The organism is Longispora sp. NPDC051575 (genome assembly GCF_040681875.1).
Classification (GTDB): Bacteria; Actinomycetota; Actinomycetes; order Mycobacteriales; family Micromonosporaceae; genus Longispora.
Map to the genome: position 1 here is coordinate 247,541 of NZ_JBFAZP010000006.1, position 14,645 is coordinate 262,185.

Consider the following 14,645-nt stretch of genomic DNA (forward strand, 5'->3'; position numbering starts at 1 on the left):
AATCGGCTAGGCTCGACGGTTGTGAGCGACCAATCGTCTTTTTCCGCGCCGGACAAACCGGATACCGCGAGACCTCTGGATGACCTGGATCACAGGATCCTGACCGAGCTGGCCGTCGATGGACGACTCTCGATGCGCGCGCTCGCCGAGAAGTTGCACATCTCCCGGGCCAACGCGTACGCCCGGGTGGACCGGCTGGTGGCCGACGGGGTGATCCTCGGCTTCGGCGCGCGGCTCAACCCGGAACGGGCCGGGCTGGGCACCCCCGCGTACGTGATGGTCACGATCGAGCAGAACACCTGGCGGGAGGTGGTGGCCCGGCTGCGCGTGATCCGGTACGTGGACCACATCGCGCTCGTCGGCGGCGACTTCGACATTCTCGTGCTGGTCCGCGCGCCCGACAACGCGGCGCTGCGGCACCTGGTGCTGGAGAAGATCCAGGAGATCCCCGGGGTGAAGGGGACCAGGACGTGGCTGGTGTTCGACGAGGCGACGGGGGCGGGGCCGCACTAGGCCGGCGCGCGGGGCCCGGGCGGGTGAGGGCGGGAGGTGGGGCCGGGTGGTGGGCTCAGCTGGTGAGGGTCGGGCCGACCGGGGCTCAGAGGCGCCCGGTCGGCCGGGGCGTCAGGCGTGTTCGTAGCGGGCGCGCTGGCCCGTTTCGGTGTAGCCCAGGGACTCGTAGAGGGCCGTGGCGGACGGGTTGTTCGTGGCGACCATCAGGAGGACGGAGGTCGCGCCCTCGTCGCGCATCCGGCGGGCCGACTCCGTGAGCAGCGCCCGGCCCAGACCCCGGCGGCGCCACTCGGGACGCACCCCCGCCTGGCCGATCGCGTGGTCGGGGCTCGCGACACAGAACCCCGCCGGGGTGCCGTCGGCGTCGCGGGCCAGCAGCGCCCAGTCCGCGCGGAAGTCGTCCTCGTCCCCGCTGATCCAGTCGATCCACTCCTCCGCCGACCAGCCGGGAAAGCCGGGCCGGTCCCGGAAGGAGCCGTCGTACGCGGCGAAGAAGTCGGCCTCGTTGCCCGGCCGCCACTCCTCCACGGTCACGCCCGGCGGGAACGGCACGACGGTCAGGTCCGCGAGCGGGCAGGTCATGACGAGCTCGCCGAAGGTGCGTTCGAGGCCGTAGCGGGTGAGGAGGCGGTCGACGGCCGGGGTCCAGGACTCCGACTCGACCCGGGGGCGGGCCGCGCGGGCCAGGCCCCATTCGAGGAGGTGCCGGCCCAGGCCACGGCCCCGGTGCGCGGGGGCGACCTGGCCGACGAGCCCGGTCAGGCCGACGCCCGGCTGACCGGGGGTTCCCGCGGCCGGGCCGACGGGGCGGACCGCCGCCGCCGCGACCAGCTCGTCGCCCTCGAAGCCGCCGACCGTCCCGGCACCGGAGTCCGGCGACGCCCCGCCGAGCGGGTACCGGCTGCGGACGAAGCCCTCGTCGGCCGACTGCGGGAGCCCGCCGTCGACGGCGAGCACCGACCGGGTCAGGGCCGCGAGGGCGGGCAGGTCGGTCGCGGAGAGTGGGCGCCACTGGGTCATGCACGCAATCTAGGCCCAAGCCGGGTGGTCGGCAGCCGGTTTTCCCGGGAACACCCCGGTGCGCGGACGCCGGTACCGGTCAGCTGCGGAAAGTGGACGGAAGACGCCGGTTGGCGGGTATCGGATGACCTGGATCACCGGCGGGGCGCAAAGGATGCCCAATCGTGATCAAGGTAATGGGAACGTGATCGTCCGGCGTGGAGGGACGTGACCAGCGCGACCCTACGCTGCGGTCGGAGGTGTCCCCATGCTCCGCATTCACTTCACCCTGGCCGATGTGGCCAACACCAGCGTCGCGACCGAACCCGACGCCGACCTCGAGCTGCGGTACGGGCTGCGGGTGCTCTTCGACGGCGGCCCCTCCCCGTTCGGGGACTGGCGGCGCGGCCTGCGCGGTCGGCTGCCCCGGGCGCTGACGGACCGCGAGGACACGACGGCCGCCGAACGGTTCCGGGAACTGGCCGTCACCCCGCACTGGGAGCAGATCCGGTCCCGGGTGGCCGCCGACCGGGCCGGGCGGACCCGGGCACTGTTGGACGGCGGGACGGGGCTGCTGCTGCGTACCCTGCACCCGGCCGTGCGGTGGGACGCGCCCGTGCTGGAGGTTCCGGGGCCCGACCGGGAGGTGCGCCTCGACGGCGGCGGGCTCCTGTTGCAGCCCTCCGTGTTCTGTTGGCGCCGGCCGGAACTGCACGAAGACCGGATCCTGGTGTACCCGGCGGCGGCCGAACCCGTCCCCGAGCCCCGCGACCTGGGTGCCCTGATCGGGCGGGCCCGGGCGGCGATGCTGAGCGTGTTGTCGGCGGGCGGGGCCAGTACCAGTGAACTAGCACTGCGCACCGGGGTGTCCGCCGCCACGGCCAGCCAGCACGCGACGATCCTGCGCTCCGCCGGGGCGATCAGCACCCGCCGGGCGGGCCAGTCCGTGCTGCACTCGCTGACCCCGCTCGGCGAACGGATGCTGGAGACGCGGTGACCGCCGCCCCCGGGCCGGGGCGGCGGTCAGCGGGCAGGACTACTTGACGTAGATGCCGGTCAGGTTGACCTGCGCGTACAGCGGGCTCATGAACGCGCCGCCCACCTTCGTGCCGTTGAGCTGGTACGCCCGGAGGTAGTGCGTCGGGATGACCGGCGCGTACTCCCGCATGATCTTCTCGTCGAGGTCGCCGTAGAGCGGGGCGGCCTTCGCGCGGTCGCCCATCAGGGCCAGCTTCGCGAACTCCTCGTTGAGCGACGGGACGTTCAGGTAGGACAGGTTCTGGTTGCCCGTGGGCCGGATGCCGGAGCCGTCGAAGAGCACCTGCAGCGTGCTGGCCCCGTCGGGGAAGTCCGCCGCCCAGCCGTTGGCGATCAGGTCACAGGTGGTCGCGGACGCGCCGACCACGTTGGAGTACTCCTTGGTCTCCACCGGCACCAGCGCCACGTCGAACACGCCGTCGCGCTGGAGCGCCGCCTGCACCACGGCCGCGTTCTTCTGGCCGTTGGCGGTGTTCGGGAAGCAGTAGCCCAGCTTCGGGACCTTCTTGCCCTCGACCAGCTTCTTCGCCTTGGACATGTCGCCGCTCGGGCCCGCCTGGAACACGTCGTAGTTCTTGAAGCCCGGCACGGTCTGCGCCAGGATCGTGGTCGCCGGCCGGGCCACCTTCTGACCGCCGAGGGCCTTGACGAACGAGTCCCGGTCGAAGGCGTAGTTCAGCGCCTTGCGGACGTCCAGGTCGGTGACCCGGGTCGTGTTGATGTAGACGAAGTTGGTGAACGGCGTCGCCGCCTCCATCGTCCGGCTCTTCAGCGCCGGGTCGCCGGACACCGTGGAGATGTCCTGCTGCGCGACCGAGGCCGACATCACGGCCGTCTGGTCGTCGCCCTCGCTGGCCTTGAGCCGGTTGGTCTGGCTGGTGCGGTTGACGGACCAGTCGAACTTGATGGTGTCCACGTACTGGTGCCGGACCGGGTCGCTCTTCGCGTCCCAGTGCGGGTTGCGCTCCAGGATCATGAACTGGTCCTTCTTCTGCACCTGACGCTTGTAGGGGCCGGAGGCCACCCACTCGTCCTCGTACTTGTCCTTGCTGTCCTTCGCCTTGGGCACCGGGACCACGGTCGGGTACGCCGCCAGGTACGGGAACTCCGCGTGCGGCTGCGGGAACGTGAACACGATCGTCTTGTCGTCCGGCGTCTTGATCCCCGGCACGTTCAGGTCACCGGTGTAGGGCCCCTTGTACGCCCGCTTCGGGTCCAGCGCGTTCTGGATGTACTGCATCCCCTGGTCGCCGTACGTGCTGAACGACCGGGCCACGCCGTAGGAGATGTCCTTCGAGGTGATCGGCGAGCCGTCCTCGAACTTGATCCCGTCGCGGAGCGTGTACGTCCACGTCTTGTCGCCGTCGGAGGACACGCCCGTGTTCGTGGCCAGGTCGCCGACCAGCTTCAGCGGACCGCCGTTGGGGTCCTCCACGAACGTGGTGAGCATGCGGAACATGACCTGGGTACCCACGTTGAGCGAGTCCGAGTAGTACATCTGCTGGGGGTCGAAGTGCTGGAACTCGCCGTCCTGCAGCCAGTTGATCTGGCCGCCCTTCTTCGCGCCCGGAACCTCCGGCGCGGGGGTCGGCGTCTTCCCCTCGCGGTCGATGATGATGTCCTGCTTGACTGCGTTCTTGTCGCCGTCCGTGCCCGTGTTTCCTGTGCTCTCGCACCCGGTGAGGGCAAGGCCGACGGCCAGTGCGCCCACGACGAGCTGTACTGCGCTCCGCCGCATCACGGCCTCCTGTGTCGAGTCGGTTCTCCTGGTCCGACCGTAGGAAGCGGGGCGCGCGGGAGGGTAGGCCTTTCGTTCCCAGCCTTACTGTCACGGCCGGGTCTCGCGGAGGTCGCGGCCCGGGCACCCCGCGCGGATGCCCGGCGACCGGCGGCTCAGCGGGCGATCTGCACGACCACCTCGGTGTCCGTCACGTTCTGCACGGTGACCTTCATCCCGGCCACGTCGGTCTCCTGGGACACCGGGGCGGTGACCTCCTGGCCGGCGACGGACAGCTTCACCTGGCCGTTGTCCACGCCGACGAACTTCACCTCGACGCCGAGGATGCTGGTCGACGCCGCGACACCCCGGTCGAAGGTGACGGTGCACGAGTCGAGGCTGCAACTGGTCTTCGCCCCGTCGGAGCTGCAGGCGGCCAGGGCGGGGACGGCCAGGAACAGGGCCAGCAGGGCGGCGGCGATGTTTCCACGTGTCTTCACGGGACCAAGAGTAGGCGACGCCCGGTAGGCTACTCAGCGTGACGGGCAGACGTGAGCCAGCGAATGTGCGGTTGCCGCTGCCCGAGGTCGGTCCGCTGCGCCGGATGGGCCGCCGGGTACTGATCGCGTTGGTCCTGCTCGCGGTGATGTTCGTGGCCGTGGCGGTGGACCTCGACGGGTACAAGGACAACAACCACGAGAGCCTGGACCTGCTCGGCGCGCTCTACTACGCGACCGTCAGCCTGTCCACGACCGGCTACGGCGACATCGTCCCCGTCAGCGACACCGCCCGGATCGTCAACATCCTGGTCGTCACCCCGCTGCGGGTGGCCTTCCTCGTCGTCCTGATCGGGACCACCTTCGAGGTACTGACCGAACGCACCCGCCAGGAGTGGCGGCTCACCCGGTGGAGGTCCACGTTGCGCGCACACACCGTCGTCGTCGGCTACGGCACGAAGGGGCGCAGCGCCATCGACACGCTGGTCCGCAACGGGGTGCCGGTGGGGCAGATCGTGGTCGTGGACCGCAACTCGGAACTGGTCAAGGAGGCCACCGCCGACGGGTACGCGGGCGTGCTCGGCGACGCGACCCGCAGCAGCGTGCTCCGGCACGCGTCCGCCGGGGCGGCCAGCCACATCATCGTCGCCGCAGACCGCGACGACACCGCGGTCCTCGTCACCCTGACCGCCCGCCAGCTCAACAAGGACGCCGTGATCGCGGTCAGCGTCCGCGAGGCCGAGAACGCGCCGCTGGTCCGGCAGAGCGGCGCGACCTCGGTGATCACCTCCTCGGAGGCGGCCGGCCGGCTGCTCGGGGTGGCCACCACGAACCCGGAGATCTCCGACACGATGTCGGAGCTGCTGGTACCCGGCGAGGGGCTCGACATCGTGGAGCGGGCGCCGACGTCCGAGGAGGTCGGGAAGCCGCCGGCCGAGTGCGACGCGCTGATCGTGGCGATCCTGCGGGCCGGGCGCAAGTACCACTACGACCAGGTGGCGACCATCGAGGCCGGGGACCTGCTCGTGGTCATCACGACGTAGGAGCGGCCGGGACCGGGCGGCCGGGTCCGGGCACGGCCGGGGCCGGGCGGTCAGCTCCGGGCCGTCGGGGCCACGGGTCACCGTGGACGAACGGGTGCCGGCCGGACGGTCCGGCCGATAGCCTCTGCGCATGGAGTTTCGGGTCCTCGGCACCGTCGGGGCGGAGCACGACGGCCGGCCGGTCGACCTGGGGAAGCGTCTCGAACGCGGCCTCCTCGGCCTGCTGCTCGTCCACCTGGGCACCGTGCTGTCGACGGAACGGCTGGTCGACCTCCTGTGGGACGCCGACGGCCCCGCCCAGCCCCGCAGTTCGCTCCAGGTCCAGGTGTCGCGGCTCCGCGCCCGGCTGGCCGCCGTCGGCGCGGACCGGCACGGCTTCCACCTGGTGACCCGGCCCGGCGGCTACCTGCTGGAGGGCGACGCGGACCTCGTCGACCTGCACCGCTTCCGCGCCCGGTACGAGCGGGCCCGGGCCGCCGGCGCCCCCGCCGACCGGTCGGCGCTCCTGCGCCCCGCCCTGGCCCTGTGGCGGGGACCGCTGCTGGGCCCCGAGGCCACGGACCGGGTGCGCGAACTCGTCCGGCCCCCGTTCGACGAGCTGTTCCTGGGGGCGGCGGACCTGCTGGTCACCGCGGAACTCGACCAGGGCCGGCACCAGGAGATCCTGGCCGAGCTCGCGGACCTCATCGGGCGCCATCCGCTGCACGAGCGGTTCGCCGAGGCGCAGATCCTCGCGCTGTACCGGTCGGGGCGCCGGGCCGAGGCGCTCGACGCGTACACCCGGATCAGGGATCTTCTCGACGCGGAACTGGGGCTGGAGCCCTCCCCCGCGCTGCGCCAGACACACGTGGCGGTCCTCCGCGACGACCCGGCCCTCGACGCCCCCGGGCCGGCCGAACCGCCCGCGCAGCCCGCGCCGTCAACCCTGCCCCCGGACGTGCCCGACTTCACCGGCCGGGTCGCCGAACTCGCGCAGCTCGACGCGCTGCTGCCCTCCGGCGACGGGCACAGCGGGGTGGTGCTGATCAGCGCCATCGACGGGACCGGGGGCGTGGGCAAGACCGCCCTCGCCGTGCACTGGGCCCGCCTGGTCCGCCGGCACTTCCCGGACGGCCAGCTCTACGTCAACCTGCACGGCTACTCGTCGAGCCCGGCCGTCGGACCGCTCGGCGCGCTGACCGGCCTCCTGCTGGCCGTCGGGGTGGCCGCCGACGAGATCCCGGCGGACCTGGAACAGGCGCAGGGCATGTACCGGACGCTGTTCGCGCACCGCCGGATCCTGCTGCTGCTGGACAACGCCGACAGCCCGGAGCACGTCCGCCCGCTGCTGCCGGCGAGCTCCGGGAGCCTGGTGCTCGTGACCAGCCGGGCCAAGCTGTCCGGCCTCGTGGCCCGCGACGGCGCCCGGCGGCTGCACCTCGACGTGCTCACGGCCGAGGAGTCCGCGGCCCTCCTCACCCGGGTGATCGGCGCCGACCGGTGCGCGGCCGAACCGGGGGCCGTCGCCGAACTCGCCGACCTGTGCGGGCACCTGCCGCTCGCGCTGCGGATCTCGGCGGCCCTGCTCACCGAGCAGCCCCGGCGCACCCTCCGCGAGCACGTCGCCGAGCTGCGCGCCAGCGAGGGACTGTCGGGGCTGGAGGTCGCGGGCGACCCGGAGTCCTCGGTGCGGGCCGTGTTCGACCAGTCGTACCGCACCCTCGGCGCCCCGGCCGCCCGGGTGTTCCGGCTGTGCGGCCTCGCCCCGGGGCCGGACAGCACGGCGGACGCCGTCGGGGTGCTGACCGGGACGGGAGCGGCCGAGGCCGCCGGGATCCTCGGCCGGCTGGTCGCCGCGCACCTGGTGGAGGAGCCGACGCCGGGCCGGTACGGGCTGCACGACCTGACCCGCAACTACACGGGCGAACGCGCGGCGTTGGAGGACGACGAGGCGGCCCGGGCGGATGCGGTGCGGCGGTTGGCCTCCTGGTACCTGGCGCGCGCCGACGTCGCCGCGACGCTGCTGTATCCGCAGTACAACCGGCTGCCGGTGCCCGCCGGGGAGGCCGCGCCGTTCGCGGACCGGGCCGGGGCGCTCGCCTGGCTGGACGCCGAGAGACCCAACCTCAACGCCACCATCGAGTACTGCGCGCGCCGGACCCCCGAGACGGCCTGGCTGCTCGCCGACACCCTGCGCGGCTACTACGACCTGCGGCACAACGCGGTCGACTGGCTCCGGGTGACCGACACGGCCATGGCCGCCGCGACCGGCGCGGGCGACGAGCGCGCCCAGGCGGCCCTGCACGCCAGCCTGGCCCTGCTGCACCGCAACGGCGGCCGGCTCGACCGGGCCGTCGAGCACGACACCCTGGCCCTGGGCCTGAGCGAGCGGTCCGGCTGGGACGAGGGCGCCGCCGCCGCGCTCAGCAACCTCGGGGTGCTGCGCACCGGGGCCGGCGCGCTCGACGAGGCCGCCGGGCTGTTCGCGCGGGCCGCCGTCCTCAACCGGGGGCTGGGCCGGACCCGGCAGGTCGCGGTGAACCTGAACAACCTGGGCGTCGTGCACCTGCGGGCGGGGCGGCTGGACCGGGCGGTCGAGTACCTCGGGCAGGCCCGGGACCTGTACCGGGAGGACGGGGCGGGCAGCACCGTGGCGGCCACCACGAACAGCCTGGGCGACGTGTACCTGATCCAGGGCGACGTCGACCGCGCGCTCGAACAGTTCGGCGCGGCCCTGGAGCTGTACCGGCAGGCCGGCGACCACCAGGGCGAGGCGCGCGCCACCAACCGGCTCGCCAGCGCGCACCGGGACGCCGGCCGCGCCGACCTGGCGGAACGGTTCGGCCGGGCGGCGCTGGAACTCAGCGGGGCGGGGCCGTACCCGGCCCTGGAGGCGGAGGCGCTCGGCGTGCTCGGCGACGCGGCGGTGCTCCGGAGGGACGGGGCCGGGGCGGCCGACCTGCACGGCCGGGCGCTGCGGGCGGCCCGCGACGCCGGTCACCGGTACGCGGAGGCGGACGCGCTGGTCGGGCTGGCGTACGCGCGACACCTGCTGGGCGAGGCGGACCAGGCGGTCGCGGTCGCCCGCGAGGCGGTGGCCACGGCCCGCGAGATCGGCAGCCAGATGGTGGAGGGGCACGCGGAGCTGGCGCTGGCCACGGTGCTGGGCGGGCGGGACCGCGCCGGGCACGCGGAGCGCGCGCTGGAGCTGTACCGCGCGTCCGGGCACACCCCGGGCCAGGCCCGCGCGCGGACGTTCCTCGACTCCGCGTGACACCCGGTCGGCGGCGCCCGGGGCCACCCGCCGGCCGCGCGCTCGGCGACCCGGCGGCGAACCTGGACGGCCCGGCGGCGGCGCGTGCGCCGGTAGGGCACGATGGGGCACATGACGCAGAGCGATCCCGTTGGCCTCGTGCTCGGTACGGTGGACGCCACGCCCCTGGCCTTCTGGGTGGCCGTCAGACCGGGGGCGTACCTGCAACTGGACGATGTCGTCGTCACCCGCCGTGAGGTGCCCGGCCGCGAGCCGGTGGCGATCTCCGGGGTGGTGACCCAGGTCAGGGCCCGGCACGAGGGCGCGCAGTTCGAGTCGGACGTGTTCGCGATCTCCGCCGGTCAGCTGCCCGCCGAGGTGCAGGAGGCGGCGGAGATCACCACGACCCGGGTCGAGCCGGAGGTGTACGTGCCGCCGCGCCCCGGCAGCGCCGTGCACCGGGCGACCGGCGACGAGCGGGCCTCCGCGCTGTACTTCGACCGGATGGAACGGCGGATCCCCCTCGGCCTGGGCCGGGACGGCGCGGCGGTGTTCCTCAACGCGGACTTCCTCGACGGCACCCGGGGCGCGCACGTGTCTATCTCGGGCATCTCGGGCGTGGCCACCAAGACGAGCTTCGCGACCTGGCTGCTGTACTCCGTGTTCCACTCCGGGGTGCTCGGCGCGGAGGTCGCCAACACCAAGGCGCTGATCTTCAACGTGAAGGGCGAGGACCTGCTGCTCCTCGACCACCCGAACGCGAAGCTGGACGACGACACCCGGGCGAAGTACGCGGAGCTGGGGATGCCGGCGGGGCCGTTCAAATCGGTGGCCGTGTTCGCGCCGCCGCGCGCCGGGTCGGCCGCCGGCACCCCGGACGTGGCGTGCCGCACGACGGGCGTGGACGCCTTCTACTGGACGCTGGCGGACTTCTGCGCCCTGCGGCTGCTGCCGTTCGTGTTCGCCGACGCCGACGACGAGCGGCAGCAGTACACGATGGTGGTGCACCAGGTCGCCGCGCACCTGGCGAAGGTGGCCACGCCGGCCGACGGCGGGGTGGTGGTCGACGGCCAGCGCCTCAACTCGTACGAGGACCTGGTCGACTACGTGTGCGCGCAGCTCGCCGACGAGGAGACCCGCACCACGTGGGGCGGGCAGGCCATCGGGCTGGGCACGGTGAACGCGTTCAGCCGGCGGCTGATCGGCAGCAAGAAGGACCTGGGCCGGCTGATCCGGGGCGACCTGCCGCGCCGGCCGCACGGCATCGACACGTCCGAGGCGCAGGTCAGCGTCGTGGACCTGCACAACCTGCCCGACCGGGCGCAGCGGTTCGTGGTCGGTGTCACGCTGCGGACGGAGTTCGAGCGCAAGGAGAAGGCCGGCTCGGCGAAGCCGTTGCAGTTCGTGGTGCTCGACGAGCTGAACAAGTACGCGCCGCGGGACGGGACGAGTCCGATCAAGGAGATCCTGCTCGACATCGCCGAGCGCGGCCGGTCCCTCGGCGTGATCCTGATCGGGGCGCAGCAGACCGCCAGCGAGGTGGAGCGCCGGATCGTGGGCAACTCGGCGGTGCGGGTGGTCGGCCGGCTGGACCCGGCGGAGGCGTCCCGGCCGGAGTACGGCTTCCTGCCCGCCTCGCAGCGCCAGCGGGTGCTGCTGGCCAAGCCGGGCACGATGTTCATCGCGCAGCCGGAGATCCCGGTGCCGCTGGTCGTGGAGTTCCCGTTCCCGTCGTGGGCGACCCGGCCCAGCGAGGCGGGGCCGATGCCGGTCGGCGCGCAGCGGTCGGTCACGCAGGGTGCGGACCCGTTCTCGCTGGCCGGGGACAACCTGGACGACATCCCGTTCTAGACCGGCGAGGGCCCGGGCCGTCGACCCGCACGGGGCCGGGCCGGGCCGGTGGGGCGTGGGGGCGCGCGGGATCAGTACCCGTCGAATGGTGTTTCCGTCAAACGCGCACCGGCGTGCCTGCCCGTGATGATCAGTGCCGATGGGGCACGATGGCACACATGAGCGAACCGGCGGCCCGGACGGAGTGCGCGTGAAGATTCTGCACACCTCCGACTGGCATGTCGGAAAGGTCCTGAAAGGCAATGCCCGAGCAGAGGAACACATCCGGGTACTGAACGAGCTCGTCGAACTGTGCGCCGCCGAGCACCCGGACCTGGTGATCGTCGCCGGTGACCTCTACGACACCGCCGCCCCGGGCGCGGAATCCCAGCGCCTGGTCACCCGCACCCTGTCGGCGCTGCGGAAACGGGCCGGCGCGGTGGTGGCCATCGCCGGCAACCACGACAACGGGCCCGCGCTGGAGGCGCACCGGGGCTGGGCCGAGGCCGCCGGGATCTCGCTGCGCGGCACGATCAGCCGGGACCTGGTGGTCACCGGGATCACCGACGGCGGGGAGCCGTGGCGGTGCGCGGCGCTGCCCTGGCTGTCCCAGCGCTACGCCGTCCGGGCCACTGAGATGTTCGACCTGACCTCCGCCGAGGCCGACCAGCTCTACGCCGACCACGTCGCCCGGCTGGTCCGCGCGCTGACCAAGGACCAGACCGGCGACTCGGTGAACCTGCTCACCGCGCACCTGACCATGGTCGGCGGCCGGATGGGCGGCGGGGAACGCGAGGCGCACACCGTGGCGCAGTACGCGGTGCCGACCGCCGTGTTCCCGACCAGCACGCACTACGTGGCCCTCGGGCACCTGCACCGCACCCAGGACGTGGTGGGCCCGACCCGGGTGCAGTACTCGGGCAGCCCGCTCGCCGTGGACTTCGGCGAGGCCGACAACCAGCCGTCCGCCGTGCTCGTGGAGGTGACCCCCGACACCCCGGCGAAGGTGCGCCCGGTGCCGATCCGCAGCGCCCGGGAACTCAAGACCGTGCGCGGCACCCTGGAGGAGCTGCGTGCCCTGGACACCGGCGACGCGTGGCTGCGGGCGTACGTCTCGGAGAAGCCCCGGGCCGGCCTGCGCGAGGAGGCCCAGTCCTTCCTGCCGAACGCGCTGGAGATCCGGGTCGACCCGGCGATGCTCGCCGACGCGCGCAAGGCCGACCGGGCGGTGCGGGCCGGGCGGGGCGCGAAGGAACTGTTCTCCAGCTACCTGACCGAGGCCGGCCACGACGACCGCGCGGTCGCCGAGCTGTTCGACAAGATCTACACGGAGCTGCACTGATGCGTCCGCTACGGCTCGACGTCGCCGGTTTCACGGTGTTCCGGGAGCCGGCGACCCTGGATCTGACCGGCGCGGACCTGTTCGCCCTGGTCGGGCCCACCGGTTCGGGCAAGTCCACCCTGCTGGACGCGATCTGCTTCGCCCTGTACGGCACGGTGCCCCGGTCCGGGAAGCGCGGCGGGGTGGGCGGCGTGCTCGGCCCGTCGGCCGCCGAGGCCCGGGTGCGGCTCGTGTTCGAGGCGGGCGGCGCGCGGTACGTGGCGACCCGGGTGGTCCGCCGGATCGGCAAGGCCGGCACCCCGCAGACCAAGCACGCGGGGCTGGAGCGGCTGCACCCCGACTTCGACCTGTCCACCCTGGACACCGGGCTGGACGCCGAGCAGCTCGGGGACGTGCTGGCCGGTTCGCCCAGCGAGATGGACGCGGCGGTGGAGAAGGCCGTCGGGCTGCCGTACGAGCAGTTCGTGACGTGCGTGATCCTGCCGCAGGGCGCGTTCGCCGAGTTCCTGCACGCCACCCCCGCGAGCCGGCAGCAGATCCTGGTCAACCTGCTCGGCCTCGGCGTCTACGACACCGTCCGGGAGAAGGCCCACGAGGTCGCGCTGGTCGCCGAGGGCGAGCTGAAGTCGATCGAACGGCAGCTGGCCGGCGGGGTGCCGACCGACGAGGCGCTCGCGGACGCCAGCCGCCGGCTGGAGCGGCTCGGCGCGCTGGCCGCCGACGTCGACGCGGCACTGCCGGGCCTGGCCTCGGCGGAGACCGCCGCCGACGAGGCCGCCAAGGGCCTGCGCGCGGCCGAGGACCAGCTCCGGACCATCGGCGCGGTCACCGCCCCGGCCGACACCGACACCCTGGTGGTCCGGGCCGCCGACGCGCTCGCGGCCGTCGCGCGCGCCGACGCGGAGGTCGCCGGCGCCGAGGCCGCCGAGGAGCAGCTCCTGCGCGCCCGGGACACCGCGGGCGACCCGGCGAGCCTGGCCAAACTCCTCGACGCGTACGAGCGGGCCGACGAGATCCCCGCCGAGATCGACCGGCACGCCGCCGCGCTGGCCCTCGCCGAGGGCGCGCACGCCGCCGCCACGTCCACGCTGGAGGGTGCCGCGCGGGCCCTGGGCGCGGCCGAGGCGGCCCGGGACGCGGCCCGCACCGGGGAACTCGCGGCGGCCCTGCGCGGCCATCTGCGGGCCGGCGACGACTGCCCGGTGTGCCTGCGGACGGTGGACGAGGTGCCCGACGTACCCCCCAGCGCGCTGTTGACCGCCGCCGAGCGGGACGTGACCACGGCCCGGACCGGGCACGAGGCCGCCCTGCGCCGGCACCGCGACACCGACCGGGAGGAGGCGGCGGCCCGCACGAAGCTCGACGACGCCCGGGCCCGGCTGGAACGGGCCACCGCCTGGTTCGTCGGCCGCCCCGACCGGGTGGAGGTGGCCGCGTCCCTGGCCGCCGCGCACGACCTGGCCAAGCGCCTCGACGCCGCCGGCTCCGAACTGCGCACCCTGCGCCGACACCGCCTGACCTGCGGCACCGAGCTCGACGCCGCCCGGGGTGCCGTGCAGCGCGCCTGGGCCGGCTACGACCGGGTCCGCGACGGCCTGTCCGTCCTCGGCCCGCCGGCCGCCGACCGCGAGGACCTGGCCGGCTCCTGGGCCGCGCTCGCCGCCTGGGCCGGCGACCGGGCCGCGACGCTGCGGGCCGCCCGCGACGGGGCCGCCCTCGTCGCGTCGGGGGCCGCCGGGGCGCTGACCGCCGCCCGGGCCGCCGTCGACGCGCTGTTCGCCGCCGCCGAGGTGCCCCGGACCGGCAACCCGGTGCGGGACGCGGCCGTCGCCGTCGAGCGCGCGTCCGCCCTGCTCGCGGGTCTGACCGACGCCCGGGACCGGGCCGCCCGGCTCGCGACCGAACGCGACGGGCACCAGCGGGACGTCACGGTCGCCAAGGCCCTCGCCCAGCACCTCAACGCCAACAACTTCAAGCGCTGGCTGCTCGCCGAGGCCCTCGACCAGCTCGTGGACGGCGCGTCGACGCTGCTGATGGAGCTGTCCTCGGGGCAGTACGAGCTGGGGCACGACAAGGGCGACTTCTACGTCGTCGACCACCACGACGCCGAACAGCACCGGGCGGTGCGCACCCTGTCCGGCGGGGAGACGTTCCAGGCGTCCCTCGCGCTGGCCCTGGCGCTGTCCGACCGGCTGGCCGGGATGTCCAGCAACGCCACCACGCTCGGCGCGATCATCCTCGACGAGGGGTTCGGCACCCTCGACGCGGCCACCCTGGACATGGTGGCCGCGACGCTGGAGAACCTGGCCGCGCGCGGCGACCGGCTCGTGGGCGTCGTCACCCACGTCCCCGCCCTGGCCGAACGGATCCCGGTGCGCTACGAGGTGCGCAAGAACGCCCAGAGCGCCTATGTGGAGCGGGTGACCTGAGAGAT

The 14,645-nt window shown here is 73.8% G+C and carries 10 protein-coding genes; 7 read left to right on the plus strand and 3 right to left on the minus strand.

Annotated features, from left to right (window positions below; genetic code table 11):
- Nucleotides 1-21 precede the first annotated feature (21 nt).
- Nucleotides 22-513: an Lrp/AsnC family transcriptional regulator gene (locus AB0M43_RS18660; RefSeq protein ID WP_363726204.1), complete on the plus strand. Its 492-nt coding sequence runs from the start codon at nt 22-24 to the stop codon at nt 511-513.
- A 111-nt stretch (nt 514-624) separates the two neighbouring features.
- On the opposite strand, the gene AB0M43_RS18665 is transcribed toward AB0M43_RS18660, so the two are convergent.
- The gene (locus AB0M43_RS18665; RefSeq protein ID WP_363726206.1) at nt 625-1,533 is read right to left on the minus strand and encodes a GNAT family N-acetyltransferase; all 909 of its coding nucleotides are present in this window, start codon (nt 1,531-1,533) and stop codon (nt 625-627) included.
- A gap of 247 nt (nt 1,534-1,780) precedes the next feature.
- Between AB0M43_RS18665 and AB0M43_RS18670 the strand changes: the two genes are divergently transcribed.
- Nucleotides 1,781-2,509, plus strand: a complete 729-nt coding sequence (locus tag AB0M43_RS18670) for a winged helix-turn-helix domain-containing protein (protein ID WP_363726208.1) — start codon at nt 1,781-1,783, stop codon at nt 2,507-2,509.
- A 39-nt stretch (nt 2,510-2,548) separates the two neighbouring features.
- Here AB0M43_RS18670 and AB0M43_RS18675 read toward each other — a convergent pair whose 3' ends face one another.
- Both AB0M43_RS18675 and AB0M43_RS18680 read right to left on the minus strand, forming a co-directional pair.
- Entirely contained in the window at nt 2,549-4,288 is a 1,740-nt protein-coding gene (locus tag AB0M43_RS18675; RefSeq protein WP_363726210.1) for an ABC transporter substrate-binding protein, read from the minus strand.
- A gap of 155 nt (nt 4,289-4,443) precedes the next feature.
- Nucleotides 4,444-4,767 (minus strand): hypothetical protein, encoded by a 324-nt coding sequence (locus tag AB0M43_RS18680; protein WP_363726212.1) that lies wholly within the window; start codon nt 4,765-4,767, stop codon nt 4,444-4,446.
- Nucleotides 4,768-4,805: 38 nt separating this feature from the next.
- Here AB0M43_RS18680 and AB0M43_RS18685 point away from each other — a divergent pair, with 38 nt between their 5' ends.
- From AB0M43_RS18685 to AB0M43_RS18705, 5 genes are all read left to right on the plus strand, one after another.
- The gene (locus tag AB0M43_RS18685) at nt 4,806-5,807 is read left to right on the plus strand and encodes a potassium channel family protein (RefSeq protein WP_363726214.1); all 1,002 of its coding nucleotides are present in this window, start codon (nt 4,806-4,808) and stop codon (nt 5,805-5,807) included.
- 130 nt (nt 5,808-5,937) lie between these two features.
- Nucleotides 5,938-9,060, plus strand: a complete 3,123-nt coding sequence (locus tag AB0M43_RS18690; RefSeq protein ID WP_363726216.1) for a BTAD domain-containing putative transcriptional regulator — start codon at nt 5,938-5,940, stop codon at nt 9,058-9,060.
- 111 nt (nt 9,061-9,171) lie between these two features.
- The gene (locus tag AB0M43_RS18695; RefSeq protein WP_363726218.1) at nt 9,172-10,890 is read left to right on the plus strand and encodes an ATP-binding protein; all 1,719 of its coding nucleotides are present in this window, start codon (nt 9,172-9,174) and stop codon (nt 10,888-10,890) included.
- 190 nt (nt 10,891-11,080) lie between these two features.
- Nucleotides 11,081-12,211, plus strand: coding sequence for an exonuclease subunit SbcD (sbcD, locus tag AB0M43_RS18700; protein ID WP_363726220.1), 1,131 nt, complete (start codon nt 11,081-11,083; stop codon nt 12,209-12,211).
- Nucleotides 12,211-14,640, plus strand: coding sequence for an SMC family ATPase (locus tag AB0M43_RS18705; protein ID WP_363726222.1), 2,430 nt, complete (start codon nt 12,211-12,213; stop codon nt 14,638-14,640). The genes sbcD and AB0M43_RS18705 overlap by 1 nt, the downstream gene beginning before the upstream one ends.
- Nucleotides 14,641-14,645 lie beyond the last annotated feature (5 nt).

Bases quoted from the DNA above. Each gene is read 5' to 3' on its own strand.
- AB0M43_RS18705 (WP_363726222.1), top strand. From the start codon at position 12,211: ATGCGTCCGCTACGGCTCGACGTCGCCGGTTTCACGGTGTTCCGGGAG.
- AB0M43_RS18665 (WP_363726206.1), bottom strand. From the start codon at position 1,533: ATGACCCAGTGGCGCCCACTCTCCGCGACCGACCTGCCCGCCCTCGCG.
- AB0M43_RS18690 (WP_363726216.1), top strand. From the start codon at position 5,938: ATGGAGTTTCGGGTCCTCGGCACCGTCGGGGCGGAGCACGACGGCCGG.
- AB0M43_RS18675 (WP_363726210.1), bottom strand. From the start codon at position 4,288: ATGCGGCGGAGCGCAGTACAGCTCGTCGTGGGCGCACTGGCCGTCGGC.
- AB0M43_RS18670 (WP_363726208.1), top strand. From the start codon at position 1,781: ATGCTCCGCATTCACTTCACCCTGGCCGATGTGGCCAACACCAGCGTC.
- AB0M43_RS18695 (WP_363726218.1), top strand. From the start codon at position 9,172: ATGACGCAGAGCGATCCCGTTGGCCTCGTGCTCGGTACGGTGGACGCC.